Below are 19,360 nucleotides of genomic sequence, written 5' to 3' on the forward strand. Positions count from 1 at the left end.
GGATATCAGATGAAATTGTCGTCCGCGGCAGCACCATCCGAAAGCGGCAGGTGCACGGTGAAGCGGCTGCCCTCACCCACATTGCTTGCAAGCGTCAGGTCGCCGTCCATCCGCCGCGCCAGCTCGCGCGAGATATGCAGGCCAAGGCCGGTGCCTTCCTGCTTGCGCGAGTAGACGTCGTCGGTCACCTGATGGAATTTCTCGAACACCTTCGGCTGGTTTTCTTCCGAAATGCCGATGCCGGTATCCCAGATTGTCAGCTCCACCATATTGTCGTCGCGGTTCTCGGTGATCTCGCAGCCGATGGAGCCGCCCTCAGGCGTGAATTTCACGGCGTTCGACAGAAGGTTCACGATGATCTGCGTGGTGCGCCGGTCATCCGCCTTGATGACAAGGTCGCTGGTGGTGGCGAGAAGCCCGTCCACATCGATCTGTTTCTTGCGGGCAGCTTCCACATTCATCTGCACGGCTTTCATCAGCACGCGCTCCAGCGGCAGTTCGTCAATCAGCAGCGACAGGCCGCCGCTTTCGATCACTGCCACATCCAGAATATCGTTGATAAGGCCAAGGAGATGCTGGCCCGATTTGCGGATATCCGCCGCATAGGCGAGATAGGCGTCTTCAAGCTCGCCAAAGGCCTTGCGCTCGAAGCTTTCGGCAAAGCCGATAATGGCATTAAGCGGCGTACGAAGCTCGTGGCTCATAGCCGCCAGGAATTCGTTCTTGGCCCGCAGCGCCGTGGTGGCCTGCGCCGTGGCGTCATCAAGCGCGATATTCTTGCGGGTCAGTTCCGCCAGCAGCTTTTCAAGTCGTTCCTGGTTTTGCCGCGCGTCATTCGCCTGCTTGTAGCGTTCGGTCACATCCATGCCAACGCCGCGATAGCCACGGAACTCGCCGCTTGCGCGCTCGAACACCGGCACGGCGGACAAGTGGAATTTCAGTTCGTGCCCGTCATGGGTTTCAACCACAAAAAGCTGGTCGCGGAAGGGCTTGCGCATCTTGATGGCGCGCGGCCCATCCGAGTGGCCTTCAAGGTTCGCGTCGAAACGGCCGAACTGATGGAACTCGGCGCCCACGAAAAGCTGGGCCGGCTGGCCGACAAGCGCCGTGAAACGGTCGGACAGTGTGGTGATCTTGAGGTCCGCCCCGCATTCGAAGAACCAGTCAGAGCTTGCGCGGGCGAAATCCTGGAAACGGGCCTGCGTCTTCGAGGCTTCCTCGATACCGCGCACCTGCACGGTCACATCCTCGTAGGTGCCGGCGATGGCGATGATCTCGCCCTTTTCATTGCGCACCGGCATATGACGGCCGAGATAGACCCGCTCCTTGCCGCCGATCACGGCGACTTCCTCGGCGCGCACGGTGGCGCGGGACGCCAGAATATCGCCAATGATGGGCGCCAGCATCGTGCTGCCGCGCTTGCCGCGCGTTTCGGCACCGCCCGGCGCCAGCGTGGCATCGCCCAGCATATGGTCAAGCTGGCGGTAATGGCCGTTCATATGGATAACGGTGCCATCCAGCGCCGCCACATAAAGCGGCAGGCTGTCGTCCACAACGATGCGGTCAATCAGGCCCAGTGCCTGCTCGTTCGCCGGAAGGCCTGCATGGGTGCCGCGAGAGATAGAAGCGCCAAAGGCCGCGTCCGCCCCGTCACCGCGGCGGCCGGTCAGATCAACGACATTCGCTGCCGCCTCAATCGTCCCTTTATCGACCTTCATAAGCGTTCACTACCCTGTCCAGCGGCACTTCTTTTACCGGCGCCTGCCATTTTACCCGGTTCAACCGACCCGGTCCAATTCCTCGATCGCAGCCTGATAGGCGCTGTCGCGCTGCCAGACCTGCAAGGCCCCCTTCGCATTCTCTTCCGTGATGGCATCGAAAAGCGCCAGGATTTCCTTCAGGAAACCCGGCGACTTGACGGTCGCGCCTTCGCGCGCCTGCACCACCAGAAGGAAGATGCTGGTGAACTGGCTGCGATCCACGCCCACGGCCTTGGCAAGGATCGCGAAGCTTTCGCCACCACGGTCCGAGAAAATGCGCCACGCAGTGCGGAAATCCACATTGCCGAGCTCGCCCATGCCTGCCACAAAAACGGCAATCCGCTGCTGACGCAGCGAATTGATCAGGAACTGGATCGAAAGTTCGCCGTTTTCGGCCATGCGGCGCACCAGTTTCTGGGCGCGTATATAGGCGCTTTCATTTTGCTGATGATCGACAATCGTTGTGCTGACGGCGCGCTTCACGGCCTGCTCCAGCACCACGGGGTCGATATCGAATTCGGTTAGGATACGCTTCCTGAGCGCGGCCGACACCCACCAGTACATGCGATAGGCCAGATCGCCCGGCAGATCGGCACGCAACAGAAGCGGCTCCTGGAAGCGGTCAACGCGGCGGCTTTCCGCCACCAGATATTCCATCGCACGTTTCGAGATATTGGCGTCGTGGTTGTTCAGAAGCGTCTCGATCACGTCTTCCGAACCATATTCCACGAGCGCATTCGACACGGCTTCCGAAAGCTCGTCACGCATCGCGATGGACATGCGGTGTTCATCGGTGCGCATGCGGATGATTTCAATCAGGTCCGGATCCTGCAGCAGATGGCTGCGTTCCAGAAGCGGGCGGGCAATCTCGACCTCGTCGTTCGCGAGCATCCGGGCGATATCGGGGAAATCGACCCCGGCCCGCACCATCGTCTCGGCCAGCTCCTTGCGGATATCAGCTTCCACCTGCCCGATCAGCTTGCCAAGAATGTCCGACATCAGCGCGCGTTCATGCTCGCTGAGGCGGCCTTGGTCAGAAAGGAAAAGGTCAGTGATATTCTCGACAAGACGTGCCCGGGCATCGACGGATTTGCTCCGCGCCAGCAACAATAGCTGCTTCAACTGCTCACCAGACACCCATCTTCTCCCGTCGAGAAATTCTTCTCAGCCCGCATGAAAAATTCGAGCATGCGTTTCCCAACTCAGAACCCTTGGCCTTTAGGATATAGATTCCAGACCAAGAATCAACAATTTAGAAGAAATCGTTAACTATTTGCCTTTAGGCTCCCGCCCTTTCCACCATATATCGACTCATAGCGAGTCTCCGATTCTATATCTTGTGATTCGGAAGGTGGCGGAATTCTGCGAAAAATTTATCAAAGCGGCGTCAGGGTCGACCATGTGCCGTCAATATAGGCCAGCGGGTCTTCAAACTGCTCGCCTTCGGCCTCGATCCCCTGCACCTGCCCGATGACGATGCCGTGGCTGCCAACATCAAGAATATTATCGACTGTGCAGTCGAACGTGGCGAGCGCCCCCTTGAGGGCTGGCGCCCCGGTCACGAGCGGCGCCCACAGGCCCCGTTCGAACCGGTCACACTCGGGCTCGCCGCTCATGCCGGCAAAACGCTTGGCAAGTTCAAGATGCGATGCCCCGAGCACATTGATGCACAGGGTGCGGCCGCGCGAGATGATGTCATAGGTGCCGCCCTGCCGGTTGATACAGGCGAGAAGGCGGGGTGGCTCAGCCGACAGCGACGTGACCGCCGTGGCGGTGAGCCCGGCCCAGCGATCCTTGCCATCGGCGGCGGTGACGATGGTGACAGCCCCGCCCAGCCGGCGCATGCCTTTGCGGAAAAGATTTTCGGTGACGCGCACAAACATTCCCCGGTCGCTTCAGAAACGCCCTGACTGTAGCCAGCGCACCCCGGAAAGCAAGGCCGATCGGTCAGATATAGCGCAGAAGCGACAGGTCAGAGAGGATCGAAACAGCCTGATAGGATGCTTCGAGCGCGACCTGGTTGTTGTTGAGCCGCGTCACGGCCTCGGCCATGTCCACATCCTCAAGGTCGGCAATGAAGACCTCAAGGAACACAGCTGTGTCGGAATGCTGCTCGTTAATCAGGTCCAGGCGTTCATACACAAGGCCGTTCTTCACCTGGTTCTGACGCAGACCATCGATGGCCGAGGTGATGTTCGACAGCATGGACTGCAGGTAATCCCACTGCGTCTGGTCAAGTTCGCCATTCAGCGGACCGCCGGCGCCCTGATCGTAGTTATAGAGGTCAAGGAGGACCTGAAAGCTCTCCTCCGCCACGTCATCAGCCACCAGCCCGAAATCGAGATCGACATTGTCGGCAATCTTGGCCTTGAAGCCGATATCCGAGTTATCAAAGGCGTCGGCGACAGCTCCCAGCCCTGAAAGTTCGGCCAGAGTTTTCACGTTCACCGGCACGGTGCTGGTCTTGGCACCCGAGAAAAGATAGGTGCCGTCGAAATTGGTATTGAGGCCATTGACCATGAATTTGAAGGTCTGGTCGAGAAGCTCCGAAAAGCCTTCAGCCTGATTGTTGGCGAGCGCCACCTGGATATTGTCCTTCAGGGCTTCCATCGAGGAGAGCATGCCTTCAATCTGCACGTCGTTGGCGTCAAGCTTGCCACGCACCGTCTTGATCGTCGTCTGGAAGGTATCAACCCGTGCCATGAAAGACCGGGAGCTAAGGACCGTGTTGGTCGCGCTCTTGAGGCCTGCATATTCGTCGGTCTTCTTGCCGGTTGCCACCTGACGCTGGCCTTCGAACACCCGTTTCTGGTTTTCCATCAGGGTGTTGACCATCAGCGACTGCTGGCCGAAGCTGGATACGCGCGTCATGCTATTGCCTCCCTTACACCGAGCTCAGGAGCGTGTCGTAAAGCTCCTGCACGCTCGAAAGAACCCGCGCTGCCGCATTGTAGGCATTCTGGTAGACGATGAGGTTCGAGAGCTCCTCGTCCATATTCACGCCCGTCACATCCGAAAGACGTACGCCGAGCTCGGTCTGCAGCGCCATATTGTCTTCCATCATATTGTTCGCCCGGTTGGCCATCAGGCCGGTATTACCGAGGAAACGGGCGGTATATTGGGTCAGGGTCACGGCAGTGGCATTCAGCTCGCCGGCGTCATCGAAGCTGACAAGCTTGCTCTCAAGCTCCTGAAACGCCAGCGCCCCGCGCTGGTCGCCGTTGGTGAGCGCCACCTGGCCAACCGCTGCGGTCAGGTCAAACTGGCTGAGTGCCAGAAGGTTCTGGTTATTCTGCAGCCGGTCCACCACCTTCACGTCGCGGGCAGCGTTCGCCTGATAACCATCACCGATGCCGAACGCTTCGGTGAAGCCGATGCCGGTGGTGCCGATTTCGCTATTGTCGGTAAGCACTTCAAGCTCCAGCCCCGTACGCGGCGGATTGACTGTCCAATCGAGCCCGCCGTTTGAATTGAGCGAGAAGTTGAAATAGGCACCAAGGCCGGCAACGTTATTGAGCTCGGCCACCATGTCGCCGTAGGTCGTGCCGGTCGCATTCACGGTCACCGTCGTCAGCACACGCCCCTGAGCGTCGCGCACCCGGAAGGTCATGCTGTCGGTCGCGCCGAGATTGTGAAGCGTGGTTGAGGCAACGCCGGTTTCATAGATGCCGGGCTGTGATGCTTCGATAATGTCGTTCATGCCGAAATAGTGGCTGAAGCCGCGGCCGCCACGATCGCTCGGCGCGGACGGATCGTCGGCGATGGCAACACCATGGGTGGGATCAGTTGCGGTCAGGCTCATGACACCGTTATTGAGCGCAAGCGTGCCAGCACCGCCAAGGCCCGCATTCACCTGCGCGATGAGGGCAGCATAGTCCGCGGGCGGGGCACCGTCGAAATCAACCGTCGTTTTGGCAATCACATTGCCTGTGGCATCGACCACGGCAAAGTTCACAATGCCCGTGAAGCCGGTCTCGTTGTTCGCAGAAACCGGCTTGGCCTTGCCGATCAGGCTATTCGGCGCCGGGATCGCGCTGAACTGGTTGTGAACAGCATTGAATTCGTCGGCTGCATGGGCCGCGAGCTCGCCAAGGCTCAGCGACAGGTCGCGCAGCTGGCCATCGCGCATGTCCAGAAGGCCGCGCAGTTCACCAGAACGGACAACCGCTGAAAGATCGAAGGCCGAGGAGGTCGGGTTTAGCTGGTCGTCAACCCGGTGAAGCTCGACCGCACCGAACTTGGTGTCGGCATTCACGATGCCAGCAGCCGAATAGGAAAGCTGGCTGAGCGATGTGTCGACGAGCGGCAGGCCGCTTGAGGTGAAAACGCTGATACCGCCATCGCTGCGCGGGCGCACCACGATATCCAGCAACTGCGAAAGCTCGCTCAGTGCCTGGTCCATCTGGCCGGAAATACCGCCGGTTTCGCCGCCCACCACATTCTGGCGGATAAGGATCGGGTTCAGGTTATCGATGACGCGCAGCAGTTCGTTGGCCTGATCGACCACATCCTCGATCTTGGCGCTCACATCGGCGCGCAGGTCCTGGATCTGATACTGCAGGGTACTGATCTGGCCGAGGTATGTATCGATCTCGGTGATATAATCCTGCCGGCGCAGGGAATCTGCAGGGTTGATCGAGAGGTCGGCAACCGAGGCAAAGATATCGTCAAGCTGGGCGGTCAGCGACGCTTCGGAATCCGGCTTGCCAAGGAGCCCCTGCAGGCGGGAATGGAATTCCGACTGGATGCTGTATTTGGCGGTATCCGAATTTGACGTGCGCAGTGCCGACGACAGGAAATCATCAACAACGCGGGTGATCCCCGAAACCGAGGTCCCCATCGACTGACCCTGCAGCACGAGCGGCGCTTGTTCCACCCGCACCCGAGAATAGTTGGGCGTGTTGACGTTCGCGATATTGTTGGACGTAACCCGGAGTGCCGACTGATTGGTGAAAAGCCCGGTCAGCGAGGTATTCAGGATGGCATTAAGCGTCGACATGGCGGCCCTCCCCTTCAGCGGCAGCATCTGCCGGGCGACAAGCGGCAAAATTCGCCTCGCGCACCACGGAAGCACTCACCGAAATACTGAAAAACTTGTTCATTCGCATAGGCTTGACCAACTCTTGCTCAGCGTCTTCGCAATTGCCACCCGGCACGGGCAGCCTGCTTGTCCACCTTTAAAGCAGCAAGCATCGTGCCAAGCCTGACCAGCCCGGATAAACTCGCGTAACATGGCTGCACGTCATTATGCCGGAGGTTGTTTTTAACAATAAAAGTTGTTAAATTGCGTTGGCGATTGAAGGAGCAGGAAATGACACTGATCGGCCAGGCCGTATCCCGCCTCAGGAAAGAAAAAGGCTATTCTCAGCAGCAGCTTGGATCGATGGTCGGAATGAGCCAGCAGGCTATCGACCGGCTCGAATCGGGTCGCACCGGGCACCCTCGTAAAATTGTGCAGTTGGCTCGCGTTCTGGGTGTCAGCCCGGACGGGCTGGAGCGGGGTGATATCCTGCCCGCAGCACCGGTGCTCACTGAAGGCTCTGGCCAGCCGATCATTCCCCTGCCCGCGCCTGTCTTTTCGCTCGGGCGGGACCTGCCTGTGCTTGGCCGCGCACAAGGGGGCGCCGAGGGCAATCTGGTGATGGAGGAAGGCGCCATTGACTGGACCTTCCGTCCCGCCGACCTCGCCGGGGTGCGCGATGCCTTTGCCGTTTACGTCACCGGCACCAGCATGGTCCCCAAATATCAGGACGGCGACCTTGTCTATGTCCATCCGTCGCGCCCGCCAAGGCGGGACCGTTTCGTGCTTGTTGAAACGTCCGACCATCGCGGCCTGATCAAGCAATTCATCAAATGGGATGAAGACATCCTCGTACTGCGGCAACTGAACCCCGAGGACACGATCCGCTTGCCGCGGGCCCGTGTCCTCCGGGTCATGCTGATCATCGGCAGCATGGACGGCTGAAAAAGCCTAGTCTGCCAAGGCCTTGTGAACCGCGCGCTCAAACGCCGCACGGCGATCCCAAAGCTCGGTAGTGCCCGCCACCGGCCACGAGGACTGGGTAACGATCACAATGCCGCCTTCCATATCGATCTGGAAAGCCTGCCCATGGATGCCCCATGCGCCAAGCTGGCTGATTTCGGGGTCCAGATACCACTGGCTGAAATAGGAGCGCTGTTCCCCGCCCGGCCGCTGCGACTTGAACTTCGTCGGGTCACCGCCTTGCTTGATCTTCTTCACCACTTTCGCTGGCACGACCTGCTGGCCGTTGAACTTGCCGTCATTCGCGATCATCTGGGCGAACCGGGCCCCGTCGCGTGCTGTGATGCTCATGCCGCCCGCCGCGAAGGCGATGCCGTGCGGATCGACAATCACGCTGGCGTCGCGGTCCGCCCCGAGCTTGCTGTAGATGCGCTGCTCGAACAGTTCACCCCAGGACTGGCCCGAGGCGCGCGACATGATCCAGGCAAGCACCTCGGTCGTCGCGCTGATATAGCGCCATGCCTCGCCGTGATTGCCCTGCTTGCTGATCGTCGGCAGATAATCATACATGGACGGATAGACCTTCACCCCTTCGGGCGCCGGGGCAAGGCCTGCCGAATAGGCGAACTGGCTGATGCTGGAATAGGGATCGCCGTAGGTTTCGGTGAAATCGAGCGCCACCAGCATGTCCAGCACCTGCCGCACCGTGGCGTCGCCGTAGCCGCTGTCTTTCAGCTCCGGCACATAGTCGGTCACAAGCTTGGTGTCATCGAGCTTACCTTCAGCGATCAGCATCTCGGCCAGCGTGCCGCCCACCGATTTGGTAACCGAATACATGATGTGGCGTGTTTCGGCGGTCTGGCCGTCGCCATAATGCTCGGCCACCAGCTTGCCGTCCTTCAGGACAACAATCGCATCCACATAATTATCGCGGATATAGGCACCGAGATCGAAATTGCCGCCCTCGCCCATCGCAGCCTCATAGCGCGCGACGACCTTTTTCGATGCCGTCGGCAGGGGCACCACAGGCCCGCTGCCGCGATAGATCGGGCGGCTCGGCAGCAGGCTTTCAACATGCTTGAAGGCCCAGCGGCTATAGGGGGGCAGAACCCAGTTGGAGAAGGTCACCTGTGCTTCGGCAGGCGGCGGAAAGCCCTGCATCAGCGCCGGCGCCTTGGCGGCATCCTCTGCAGCGGTTGACGCAGACAGTACCAGCGACAGGGCCAGGGCCCCGCCGTACCAACGGGATCGTGCGATCATGAATTTCCTCCCTTAATCTCTCCCGCCAGCATCATTAACCATACTGACGGGTTTGACAATGGGGAGGCAGCAACCGGCCTCAGGTGCGGAATTTGCTCCACGGGCCGGTGATCGCCAGCGTTTTTGCCGGGCTATAGACATTGACGAACATGGTGGCACCGTCCGGCGAGAAGCAGACACCGGCGAGCTCCGTCTGCGTCTTCAGCTCGCCAAGCGTATAGACCTTGCCGTCCGGCGTCACGCCGCGCAGGTGATTGTCCGTGATGGTCGTATATTGGTCCTCGCAGACGATCAGGTGGCCGTTCGGCGCGACCGTCAGGTTATCGCCGAAATCGAAAACGTCCGGTCCGGGCGATTCCAGGAACAGCTGGATACGGCCGGGCTCGTCGCCCTCTTTCGCCGTGCCTTCAAACGAGGAAGGCTTATAACGCATGATCTGGCCGTAGCCTTCCACGCCGCCCGAGGTGCAGCAGAAGTAAAGCTCGTCCTTGCCCCAATGGATGCCTTCGGCGCGGGCGAAGGTCACCGCCCCTTTGGCAGCACCGCGTTCGCGCAGGTCATCGTTCGGGCTATGGACGTCATCGAGGTCAACCCAGAAGGCCTGCTGCCACTGGCCAACGCCCCAGTCCCGACCGTTCCAGTTGCGGCTGTCGCCGCCCGCCGGTTTCGCCACAAAGGCAAGCGCCTGCAGGCGGCCACCCTTGGCAAGGTCACCCGGCACTTCGGGAATGAAACGGTAGAAAAGCCCGTCGTCGCGGTCTTCGGTCAGGTAAACGATGCCGCTGCGCGGATCGACAGCCGCAGCTTCGTGGTTGAAACGCCCCATGGCCTTCAGGGGCACGGGCTCCACCGGCCCTTCAGCGCGCGAGGGAACTTCGAAGATCCAGCCATGGTCCTTGGCACCGGGGTCGCCCGGCAGGCTGATATCTTCCTCACAGGTCAGCCAGCTGCCCCACGGTGTTTGTCCGCCCGCGCAGTTGCGGATGGTGCCAATGAGGCTGATAAACTGCCGGTCAACATGGCCGGTCGCCAGATCATAAATGATCGTTGTGGTGCCGCCCGGCAGCGGTACGCCATTGTCGAACCGGTCATAGGCCGGCATGTCGGCGGGCGCGGCTTTGCGGGCGAACGGGCCGGTGCGGGTGTTGGACGGCTTCATTTCATGGTTGCGGACCAGCGCCACCTTGGTGCCTTCATAGGGGAAGCAACCCATGCCATCGGCCTTGTCGGGCACGGCAAAGCCGTCGCTCATCATATCGCCGAACTTGGAGACAACCCGGTAGGAGAAACCCTTCGGCAGGTCCAGCAGGCCATCCGGATCGGGGACAAGCGGCCCATAGCCCGCCACCAGCGGCGAAAGCCCGGCATCGGCAATCGCGAGCCGCGAGGCAACGCCTGCAAAAGCGAGCGAACCGAGCCCCAGGGTGAACTGGCGTCTGCTGAGTTTCATGGATGCTGTCTCCTCTATTTGTCTGGCACCCTAACGCATGTGAATGCCATTTGTGGAGCCGCATACAGCCTGCACAGTGACATTTTGATGAAGCGTTGAAAATTTGAGGTGCATCCTGCCTTGCAGGAAGGTGACAAAAACACCCGCCTCCGGTAGGGTCGCGGCCAACAAACGGAAGGCAATCCATCGTGGCGCGGCTCATTCTTTTCAACAAACCCTATGACGTACTGTCGCAGTTCACCGACCGCGGCACCGACAGCCCCCGTGCCACGCTTTCCGATTTCATCAAGGTGCCGGGCGTGTATCCCGCCGGCCGGCTGGACAGGGACAGCGAAGGACTGATGCTGCTGACGGACGACGGTAGGTTGCAGGCGCAGATTTCGAGCCCGAAGTTCAAGATGCCAAAATGCTATCTCGTGCAGGTGGAAGGCGACCCAGGCGAGGATGCGCTTGTCGCCCTTCGGAGAGGCGTTGAACTGAAAGACGGCATGACCCTGCCCGCAGGTGCGGAACGGATTGAGCCCCCTGCCCTGTGGCCGCGCAATCCGCCCGTGCGTTTCCGCAAAAGCGTGCCAGACACATGGCTGAAGCTCACAATCCGCGAAGGCCGCAACCGGCAGGTCCGCCGCATGACGGCAGCTGTCGGCCACCCCACGCTGCGGCTGGTGCGCTGGAGCATCGGGGACTGGACGCTTGATGGCATCGCACAAGGCGAATGGCGGGAAATCCAGGTCAGATAGTAGCGGGCTCGAGCCCCAGAAGGCTTGTCAGTTGCTCGGGCCTGGCGATCAGGTCAGCGAGCGTGTAACGGTCAAGCACCGTGAGGAACGCCAGAAGCGCTTCAGAGAGGATGCCGCTCAATCGGCAATCGGGTTTCACCCGGCAACAGTTTTCCGCCATGAAGCATTCAACGATGGCCATGTCGGGCTCCACCTTGCGGACAAGCGCGCCAAGGATGATAGCGTCGGGCTCCTTGCCCAATCGGATACCGCCATTCTTGCCCCGGATCGCCTCGACATAGCCAAGTTGCCCCAGCTGATGCACCACCTTCATCAGGTGATTGTTCGAAATGCTGTAGCAGTCTGCAATTTCCCGGATCGTTGCCAGCCGTGACCGGGTGACGCCCAGATACATCAGGACGCGAAGGGAATAGTCGGTCTGCAGCGTCAGTCGCACCTGTTATCTCCGATCATGCCGTGCGGCATCATCTATCATCTAAACAGGTATTCCAGATATTGCAATTCCGGCCTATTCCAGATCGGTGCGGTAAGGGGCGATAACGCTGGCGTCGAAGCCCTCGGCTTCCATCTGCGCGACGGCAGCTTCGAGCTGGGCGCGCCCTTCGGCCTCCTTGCCCTGCCGCATCAGGACCCGGGCTTCGAGCCCCGCAATACGCGACGCCCATGTCTCGCCCGGTGTTGCCGCCTCCATGACCGGCGCCTTAAGGCCCGGCAGCAGCGAGGCTGCCTCGCCCGCTTGCCCGTTTGCCACATAGGCGGTTGCCAGATGGAAGCCCATCACCTGCACCCCCGGCGATGCCGGTCCCATCATTTTGGCAAAGCCTTCGCGCGCCGCCGCCAGTTGCGGCACGGCACCGTCCGCGTCCCCAAGCTGCAGGCGGATGACACCTTCATTGCCGAGCTGCATTAGGCAGGACAGATGCTCGGCGCCGTTGCGCGCACACATGCCTTCCCGCACGCGGGTGATCAGCGGCAGAGCTTCCGCCCAGCGCCCGGTGGAGCCATAGAGATTGACGAGCGCGCCTCGCGCTTCCTCGGCCTGAAACGAGTCCGGGCCGTAGCCTGCCGACAAGGCATCGATGGCCGAGAGCAACACAGGCTCCGCGTCCGCATGCCGCCCGGCATACAGGAGTGCTGCCCCCAGAAACAGCTTGGCGCTCGCCTGACGGGCTGGCGTTACCCCAGCCTCGGCGAAGGCCGGGTGATCCAGCCCTTCCAGAAGTTCAACGGCTTCTTCCTGACGGCCAAGCCGGCTGTAGCTCTGGGCAAGGTCCATGCGCAGGCTGTGAAGGAGGCTCAGGTCCGCCATGCCGGCCTTGTCATAATGGGCAATCGCCTGTTCATAGGCATTGGCCGCCGGCTCCATCTGCGCCTGCAACAGGTGATAGCGCCCCCGCGCATAGGCCGCCCGGATCGCCAGCGGATTGCTCGCCGCAATCAGCGCCCCCGCATCTGCGTCAGCGGCATCCAGTATGGGAGCGGCCTCCCCGTAGCGGCTGGCGTTCGACAGGGCCTGTGCCAGTGCATAGCGGGCCGTGAGGCTTTCTGGCGACGCCTTGCCGGACCGGGCCGTTTCAAGGCTCACCAACCGGGTCAGATGCTTTACCGCCCCTTCAAAATCAGCGAGGCCTTCGTGGATGCCCGCGATGCTCCGGTGCAGGGATATCTGCGTTGTGGGGTCGTCGCCAAAACGTTCATCGATCCGGTCGGCGGCTAGGGCCAATGCTTCCCGCACCGAGGCGTCGGCGCTCGCCCCCGGGCTGCGCGGGTCCGCCGCCAGCAATACCTCGCGCAGGAAACCTGTTGCCGCCTCGGCGCGGCTGGCTTCGGCCACTGCCTGATCCCGGGCCTTCTCGGCGCCCTGATATAACCAGAGGCTGGCGACAAGGCCGAGGGTGAGGACCGCGCCGGTTGCCCATATCCACGGACGGCGGGCGGCAAGCCGGTCAAGCTGCCGTGCCATCCGTTCGCTTTGCGCGAGGGCCTCCCGCGCTTCTTCCGCTGCGCGGTGACGCAGCGACAGGTCACGCAGGCTCCGGGCAAGCATGTCGGCGGCTGGCGTGCGCGCGACCGGATCACCCGCCGTGGCTGCGGCGATATCCTCACGCAGCAGCTCATCTGCCACATCCTGTTCCCAGCCGGTGGTCAGGGGCTTGCGCATGTCGCCCGCCAGCAGCTGATACAGCAGGATGCCCAGCGCATAGATATCGCTGCGCACCGAAGGCGCCTGCCCGGTTACCACCTCGGGCGCCAGATAAAGTGGCGTGCTTCTGCCGGTTTCGCTGGAGCCTGTATCCTGCGTCATCCCCAGCGGGGTCACACCAAGGTCCGCGAGCGTCTCTGCGGCAAAAACACCGCCACTGCCAAAATCGGTCAGTTTGACCTGCCAGCCCTTTTCCGGATTTTCGCGGATCAGGATATTGGCGGGCTTCAGGTCCTTGTGCAGCACACCGGCACGGTGGGCCGCGGCAACCGCGTCAACGATCTGCACGGCAACGGCGAGCCGCGCATCCGGCACCATATGCTTCAGCCTGCCGCCTTCCTCTGCCCAGTCCCGCAACTGCAGGCCGCCATCCTCGATTTCCAGAAAGAAGGGAGGCTCCTCGAAATTCCAGTCGTGGATGCGCACGATATCCGCCCGGTCGCCAAGGCTCATCTGCAGGATGCGCGACAGGGTCACCTCCCGCTTCAGGGCAGAAAGCTGCGCGCCATCAGCGCTGAATTTGAAGATGCGGGTTTCGGGCGTCTTATAGTGCCGCGCCCGCCATACCTCGCTGCCCTCTGTACCGGCGAGCTGCGCTTCAAGCCGGTAATGCGATCGACCCGGCACCTGTTCCCCGGCTGTGAGGTCAAGCCGGTTGACCAGCCGCCGCCCGGTAGCCACGCGTTCAACCGGCCCCTTGAAACGATATCCGACGCGTGCCTGTGTCACGATCCGGTCGGCATGGTCTGGCCCCAGCGCCTTGCGCAGTTTCGCCATGGCGTTGGCGAGCACATTTTCAACGGTGATGCGGCCCGCCCAGACATGGTCAAGGAGTTCGTCCTTGGTCATGACCTCGTCGGCATGGGCGACGAGAATGGCCAGAAGCTCAAGCGGCTTGCGCTCAAGTTCCACCGGCTTGCCGTCAAGGCTCAACTCAAACCGGGCCTCGTCAAACTCGACGGAGCCGAAGCGGTAGCGGAACAGCGTTCCGCCCGATGTGTCCGGTGTTGCCACCATGATCCGACCCCCATGGCGGTTGAAGCCCCAAGTCCTTGATCAGGCGAAAGGTTAGACTTTCGTTAGGGTTCCGTGAAGACCGAAAATGCCCGCTGCCCCTATCGTTCGCTCATTCATGTCGCATTGGGGAGCCATCAGCCATGACACCGAAACCTTCATCGTTCCGAGTTTCACACCGTGCAACCCTACTTGCCGCCGCCAGCCTGATGCTGGCTGCCTGCGGGGGCGAAGAGGACGCATCGTCCGCCGCTGCCGCCGCCGGGGCCAACAGGTCCGCGGCAGAAACACGCCCGGCGGCCGCAAAGCCGGCGGGCGACCCGAACGCCCTGCCTGCCCCCAAATGCCCGGCAAAAACGGATGATGGCCTGCCCGGCCCCGATATCCTTGGCCTGAAGCTCGGCATGAGCAAGGACATGGCGCTCAATATCGTGCGGTGCCATCTGGGCGCCGACGCCTTTGTCGACCCGCAGCGCAACTGGATCCAGGGGCTGAACGCCCACCAGCTGGAACTCGCGCCCCAGGCCTTCATGGTGCAGCAGGGTGAGACCTCGGCCTGTAACTTCCGCACCTTCAACGACATGCAGAAGTGCGGCCCCGGCAACCGTGTCTGGGGGCACGTTTCGGAGAAATTCACCCTCGCCACCCCCGGCGTGCCGGGCCGCGAAACACTCGTCGGCGTCTGGCGGACCCAGAATTTCAAGCCGGACGAGATGCCCGCTGTTGAAAGCCTTGTCGCCGCCCTCACCAAGAAATACGGCGCGCCGCAATTCCGCGACAAACGCGAGAACCGCCGCGGCGACCTCAGCCGCCTGCGCTGGATCACCGATGTGAGCGGCCAGCCTGTCATAGACCCCAACCCGTTGTTCCGGCGCTGCGGCTTCAATATTGACGGCCGCATGAATGCCCTTTCATGGAGCGAAGGCTGCGGCCTCAACCTCGCGGTCGAAATCATGCACAGCCCCGATAACCCGGCCCTCGCCAAGGAACTCAGCGTCGGCATGCTGCATCAGGACAATCTGTTCCAGTATGGCAGCGACCTGCAGGCCGAACTGAACGAGATCGAAGAAGGCCGCCGCGCCGAAGAGCTGGAACGGGCCAAAAAGTCCGGCAGCGATATCGCACTTTAGGAGCAGATCATGACCAGACCAGCTGTTGCCATCCTCTCCCTGTTCCTCGCGGCCTGTGGCGGCGAGGGAACGTCCGAAGGCCAGTCGGGGCAGGATGCAAACCAGACCCGCGCCACCTATGGCAGCTCGCGCAGCCAATCCGGGGGCAATTCCGCTGTGCCCGGCAACACCAGCACATCGTCGGGCGTGGACAGGCTCAAGCTCGGGGGCGGCACCCTCGCCTATCCCGACTATCTTCAGGTGGTCGCGCTGGCCTTCCGCCTGCGTGGAGAGGCGCTGCCCATTGAGGAATGGACGCGCTGGAACATCAAGGTAACAAACGCCAACGAATTTGAACGCCCGGCGCGGCACGCCGAGGTGATGGCTGAATATCGTGCCATCGATGCCTCAACGGCTGGCATCGGCCATCTACGCATTCTCGTGCGTTCGCGGCTCATGGAATATGATATCCAGCGCCAGGGCTTCCCGCTTCAATCCATCGGTCCCGGCACGACCTATGAATATGAGGCGCAAATCGGCAAACCTTACAAGGCCGGTATACGGCTCGAGAATGCGACCGAAGCCGGCTTCTGGCCCATACCGCCCGCCGAGGCGCAAGCCTTGATCAACCGGATCAGGACTGTGCGTATGGTGGACGCCCATCTGGACCTCGACATCACCGGCATCGACACGCGCGGCAAGGTGCCGGTCATTCTGGCAAACGTCACCGAATTCCGGCTCAATCTTGAAAAAGTTCTCCAGAGCGAGGAAATCGCCCACGTCCGGGTGAAGTAGTCGTGGGCGATCAGGATGGGGCCAGCTCGCCGCGCGCGACGGGGTAGCCCATATTCATCCAGCCGAAAATGCCTTCGTAAAGCACGGCGGTGCGGGTATAGCCGCGCCGCCGCAGCTGGTTCACCACATGCTCGGCCGCCGCCCGCGGGCAGGAACAATAAGCCACGATCTGCACATCCTTCGGCAGGTCACGCACCACATCATCAAGCTTCGTATAGTAAGGCAGCGGGACCGAGCCTTCGATATGCACGCGCTGCCATACGGATACGACCCGTGTGTCCAGCAGCACCATGCGTTTGCCCGCCTGAAGGGCTGCGAGCAGGTCCTTCGATGATACGTGCATGCCGTCCCTCAGCTCGAAGTCCGGGTCTTCGCCGTCCTTGTTGATGACATATTGATCCGGCGTCGGCAGCGGCTTCAGGGCAACCTTCTGCGCCTTCCAGCCATCTGCGCGACCACGCAGGAACGCCGTCAGGTCATCAATATTCTGCGGCGACAGGATATCCTTCCACGCCACCATCGGCGTGTCTTCGCGGCCGTTCGCGATGGCATAGCGGATGAATTCATCGGAATTGTGGGCGAGGGCCGACCGGTTGCCGATGGCCGGCGCCGTCACACCCTGCCCCTCGTCGCCGTGGCAGCTGGTGCAGTTTTCCCTGAACAACACTTCGCCGCGCGCAGCGTCGCCTTCGATCATGTCTTTCTGGATATCGACGCGGTCTTCGGCACCCGACTGCCAGAAAAGCCAGTAGGTGAGGTCCCACGTTTCATCGAGCGTCAAGGGGCCGCCGACCTCTCCGAGATAGCCGCCCATCGCCGTGCCTTCGCGCCCGTAGGAAAGCGCACGCAGCACTTCATGCGGCACACCCGTGCGCATCAGGCTTTTGCTTCTGAGCGACGGTGCATGGTCATTCACATAGCCCTGCCGGTCTTCGCCATGGCAAAGCGCGCAGTAGCGCTGGTAATTGCTGGCGGCGACCCGGGCCTGTTCTTCGGTCAATTTGCGGGGCGGCTCGATCGTGCCGCGCTCCTGAGCGTGTGTTGTGCCACCCGCAACCAGCATGAGCGTCGCAACAGCCATGACCCGCGCCAGATTCTGCATTTACCCCTCCCCGACCAGCTTTACGCCAACTGTAGCGGGAAGACGTCCGGTGTCAAAAGGCTATCAGGGCTAGATAATCTTAAAGCCAAGGGAAGCGCTGTGCCTGTTTGTATTCATACACAGCGATGGCATCTTCATCCACGCGCGTGAGGCCGATCTGGTCAAGCCCGCGCAAGAGGCAGTCCTTGCGGAACGCGTCGACGTCAAAGGCCACTTTTGTGCCATCGGTTGTGGTGATGGCCTGCCTTTGCAGATCAACATGCAAGGAGCCCAACGCTGCCGCCGCCAACTGTTGCCTGCGGCAGGGTGATCAGCAGCCTTGCACGCGAACGGCTCCTTTCGGATTCCGCCCGCGTGCAAAGCTGGCCATTCTCGATCTGCCATCCTGGCGGGAAGGCCCCTTAGGCGATCGAAAGACGGACCGTCCTCAAGGACCAGAACTCGATCCAGCCGAGGGCCGCAACCACAAGCGCCTGCGCCACCACAAAGGCGGTGCCGAGCCCGTTGGGTGCAATCATTTCCAACAGAATGATGCTTGCGACCACCCAGCCTGCATTGCCGATGATCACGAGCCAGACGGCAGCTGCGTTGCCGAGCCACCAGGTCGCAGTTGCAGCCATATACAGCCCGATCGGAAGGAGAAGCGCCCCGGCATAGAAAAGCAGGGCTGGCGGCAGAGCGGTGAGGCCGGACACAAACCCGGACGCCGCCACGAGAAGCAGCCCCATGAGAAGACATGTAGCCGCATCGAGCAGAAGAATGGACTTCAGGGAAATTCTGGGTTGGGAAGACATATCAGGTTCCTTTCGCATCTAGACCCACGCCGGGTATGGGGCAAAAAGTGATCCTGCTGCTGCGGGAAGTCGATTACCTGCAAGGTAATTGTTCATACTTTTTATCTGGTGCTAGGATGGTGTCATGAACAGCGCCTCGTCGATGAATGTCGGTTCGCTTCTCAGGGAATGGCGGGAACGCCGCTCGCTGAGCCAGTTGGCCCTCGCCTGCGAGGCCTCGATCTCGCAGCGGCACCTGAGCTTCGTGGAATCCGGCCGCAGTACGCCGAGCCGCGACATGATCATTCATCTGGCCGAACAGCTTTCCATTCCCTTGCGGGAGAGAAACTCCCTGCTTGTCGCGGCTGGCTTCGCGCCCCTATACAGCCAGCGCCCGCCAGAGGACCCCGCCCTCGGGCCCACTAGCGAGGCGGTCGCCGCAATCCTGAAGGGGCACGAGCCATATCCCGCCATTGCAGTGGACCGGCACTGGAACCTGTTGCAGGCGAATGCGGCCTTACCCTTCATGCTGACGGGCGTGGATCCATCGCTTCTGGAAGGTCCGATCAATGTGCTGCGCATAGCGCTGCACCCCAAGGGCCTTATGCCGCGTATCCTTAATCATGCAGAGTGGCGGCGACATCTGTTGCACCGGCTGGACCGCGAAATCAGCAACACGGCCGATCCGAAACTTGTTGAGCTGGCGAACGAACTGAAGTCCTATCCGCATGGCGAAAACCGAGCGCGCTTCGGCGTTGAAATGCCGAACCTCGGCAATGTCGCTGTCATGCTGCAATTATCATCCGACTTCGGGCCGCTCTCGCTGATCAGCACGACAACCGTGTTCGGCACCGCCCTCGATATCGGTCTCGCGGAACTCACCATCGAGACCTTCTTCCCTGCCGATCCCGATACCGGGGCCCGCCTGCGCCAGATTGGTGCCACCCAAAAATAAGCGCCGCCGACTGCCATCAGCCAAGCGTCTTTCCCTCATTTCACCTGCCGGTGCGCGTCCCGAAGCCTTTCATGCGGCGTTTTGGCCATGGCATTTCTCCCTGCTTCGTTGGCAGTGCCGGCCCATGGCATGAAAAACGACGATTAAATGTATACAATTATCTTTACGCCCGCCCCAGAATATGTATCCTGTCAATGATAGGGAAAGTGCGGTTAA

The 19,360-nt window shown here is 61.2% G+C and carries 17 protein-coding genes; 5 read left to right on the top strand and 12 right to left on the bottom strand.

The genetic code is table 11. The features are described from left to right. Window positions 1–5: 5 nt before the first annotated feature. The 5 genes from PH603_RS11890 to flgK all read right to left on the bottom strand — a co-directional run bounded on the left by PH603_RS11890 (window position 6) and on the right by flgK (window position 6,759). Window positions 6–1,718, bottom strand: a complete 1,713-nt coding sequence (locus PH603_RS11890) for a sensor histidine kinase (protein ID WP_289502749.1) — start codon at window positions 1,716–1,718, stop codon at window positions 6–8. A gap of 60 nt (window positions 1,719–1,778) precedes the next feature. Further along, window positions 1,779–2,897: a DUF2336 domain-containing protein gene (locus tag PH603_RS11895; RefSeq protein ID WP_289502750.1), complete on the bottom strand. Its 1,119-nt coding sequence runs from the start codon at window positions 2,895–2,897 to the stop codon at window positions 1,779–1,781. A 239-nt stretch (window positions 2,898–3,136) separates the two neighbouring features. Continuing rightward, window positions 3,137–3,637 carry a flavin reductase family protein gene (locus PH603_RS11900; RefSeq protein WP_289502751.1) on the bottom strand — a complete coding sequence of 167 codons (501 nt, stop codon included), beginning with the start codon at window positions 3,635–3,637 and terminating at the stop codon, window positions 3,137–3,139. Between the two features lie 70 nt (window positions 3,638–3,707). Continuing rightward, a complete protein-coding gene (locus PH603_RS11905; protein ID WP_289502752.1) occupies window positions 3,708–4,631 on the bottom strand; it encodes a flagellin in 924 nt (307 codons plus the stop codon). 13 nt (window positions 4,632–4,644) lie between these two features. Continuing rightward, window positions 4,645–6,759, bottom strand: a complete 2,115-nt coding sequence (gene flgK, locus PH603_RS11910; protein WP_289502753.1) for a flagellar hook-associated protein FlgK — start codon at window positions 6,757–6,759, stop codon at window positions 4,645–4,647. A gap of 312 nt (window positions 6,760–7,071) precedes the next feature. On the opposite strand from flgK, the gene PH603_RS11915 reads away from it, so the two are divergent. Further along, window positions 7,072–7,725, top strand: a complete 654-nt coding sequence (locus PH603_RS11915) for an XRE family transcriptional regulator (protein WP_289502754.1) — start codon at window positions 7,072–7,074, stop codon at window positions 7,723–7,725. Between the two features lie 6 nt (window positions 7,726–7,731). Here the strand turns inward: PH603_RS11915 and PH603_RS11920 are convergent, their stop codons facing one another. After that, window positions 7,732–9,003, bottom strand: a complete 1,272-nt coding sequence (locus tag PH603_RS11920) for a serine hydrolase domain-containing protein (protein WP_289502755.1) — start codon at window positions 9,001–9,003, stop codon at window positions 7,732–7,734. A 79-nt stretch (window positions 9,004–9,082) separates the two neighbouring features. Further along, a complete protein-coding gene (locus tag PH603_RS11925; RefSeq protein WP_289502756.1) occupies window positions 9,083–10,453 on the bottom strand; it encodes an alkaline phosphatase PhoX in 1,371 nt (456 codons plus the stop codon). A 188-nt stretch (window positions 10,454–10,641) separates the two neighbouring features. On the opposite strand from PH603_RS11925, the gene PH603_RS11930 reads away from it, so the two are divergent. After that, window positions 10,642–11,193: a pseudouridine synthase gene (locus PH603_RS11930; protein ID WP_289502757.1), complete on the top strand. Its 552-nt coding sequence runs from the start codon at window positions 10,642–10,644 to the stop codon at window positions 11,191–11,193. Here the strand turns inward: PH603_RS11930 and PH603_RS11935 are convergent. Together PH603_RS11935 and PH603_RS11940 are read right to left on the bottom strand one after the other, a co-directional pair. Continuing rightward, window positions 11,186–11,629, bottom strand: a complete 444-nt coding sequence (locus tag PH603_RS11935; protein ID WP_289502758.1) for an Rrf2 family transcriptional regulator — start codon at window positions 11,627–11,629, stop codon at window positions 11,186–11,188. The two genes, PH603_RS11930 and PH603_RS11935, sit on opposite strands and share 8 nt — an antisense overlap. 72 nt (window positions 11,630–11,701) lie before the next feature. Continuing rightward, window positions 11,702–14,413: a protein kinase domain-containing protein gene (locus PH603_RS11940; protein ID WP_289502759.1), complete on the bottom strand. Its 2,712-nt coding sequence runs from the start codon at window positions 14,411–14,413 to the stop codon at window positions 11,702–11,704. 140 nt (window positions 14,414–14,553) lie between these two features. On the opposite strand from PH603_RS11940, the gene PH603_RS11945 reads away from it, so the two are divergent. Continuing rightward, window positions 14,554–15,540 (top strand): hypothetical protein, encoded by a 987-nt coding sequence (locus PH603_RS11945; protein ID WP_289502760.1) that lies wholly within the window; start codon window positions 14,554–14,556, stop codon window positions 15,538–15,540. A gap of 9 nt (window positions 15,541–15,549) precedes the next feature. Next, the gene (locus PH603_RS11950; protein WP_289502761.1) at window positions 15,550–16,314 is read left to right on the top strand and encodes a hypothetical protein; all 765 of its coding nucleotides are present in this window, start codon (window positions 15,550–15,552) and stop codon (window positions 16,312–16,314) included. Window positions 16,315–16,324: 10 nt separating this feature from the next. On the opposite strand, the gene PH603_RS11955 is transcribed toward PH603_RS11950, so the two are convergent. The 3 genes from PH603_RS11955 to PH603_RS11965 all read right to left on the bottom strand — a co-directional run bounded on the left by PH603_RS11955 (window position 16,325) and on the right by PH603_RS11965 (window position 18,210). Continuing rightward, entirely contained in the window at window positions 16,325–17,416 is a 1,092-nt protein-coding gene (locus tag PH603_RS11955) for a c-type cytochrome (protein ID WP_289502762.1), read from the bottom strand. Between the two features lie 79 nt (window positions 17,417–17,495). Continuing rightward, entirely contained in the window at window positions 17,496–17,705 is a 210-nt protein-coding gene (locus PH603_RS16540; protein ID WP_491844598.1) for a hypothetical protein, read from the bottom strand. 112 nt (window positions 17,706–17,817) lie between these two features. Continuing rightward, the gene (locus PH603_RS11965) at window positions 17,818–18,210 is read right to left on the bottom strand and encodes a hypothetical protein (protein ID WP_289502764.1); all 393 of its coding nucleotides are present in this window, start codon (window positions 18,208–18,210) and stop codon (window positions 17,818–17,820) included. A 124-nt stretch (window positions 18,211–18,334) separates the two neighbouring features. Here PH603_RS11965 and PH603_RS11970 point away from each other — a divergent pair, with 124 nt between their 5' ends. Further along, window positions 18,335–19,144 (top strand): helix-turn-helix domain-containing protein, encoded by an 810-nt coding sequence (locus PH603_RS11970; RefSeq protein WP_289502765.1) that lies wholly within the window; start codon window positions 18,335–18,337, stop codon window positions 19,142–19,144. Window positions 19,145–19,360: the final 216 nt, after the last annotated feature.

This window comes from Gimibacter soli, assembly GCF_028463845.1.
GTDB lineage: Bacteria > Pseudomonadota > Alphaproteobacteria > Sphingomonadales > Kordiimonadaceae > Gimibacter > Gimibacter soli.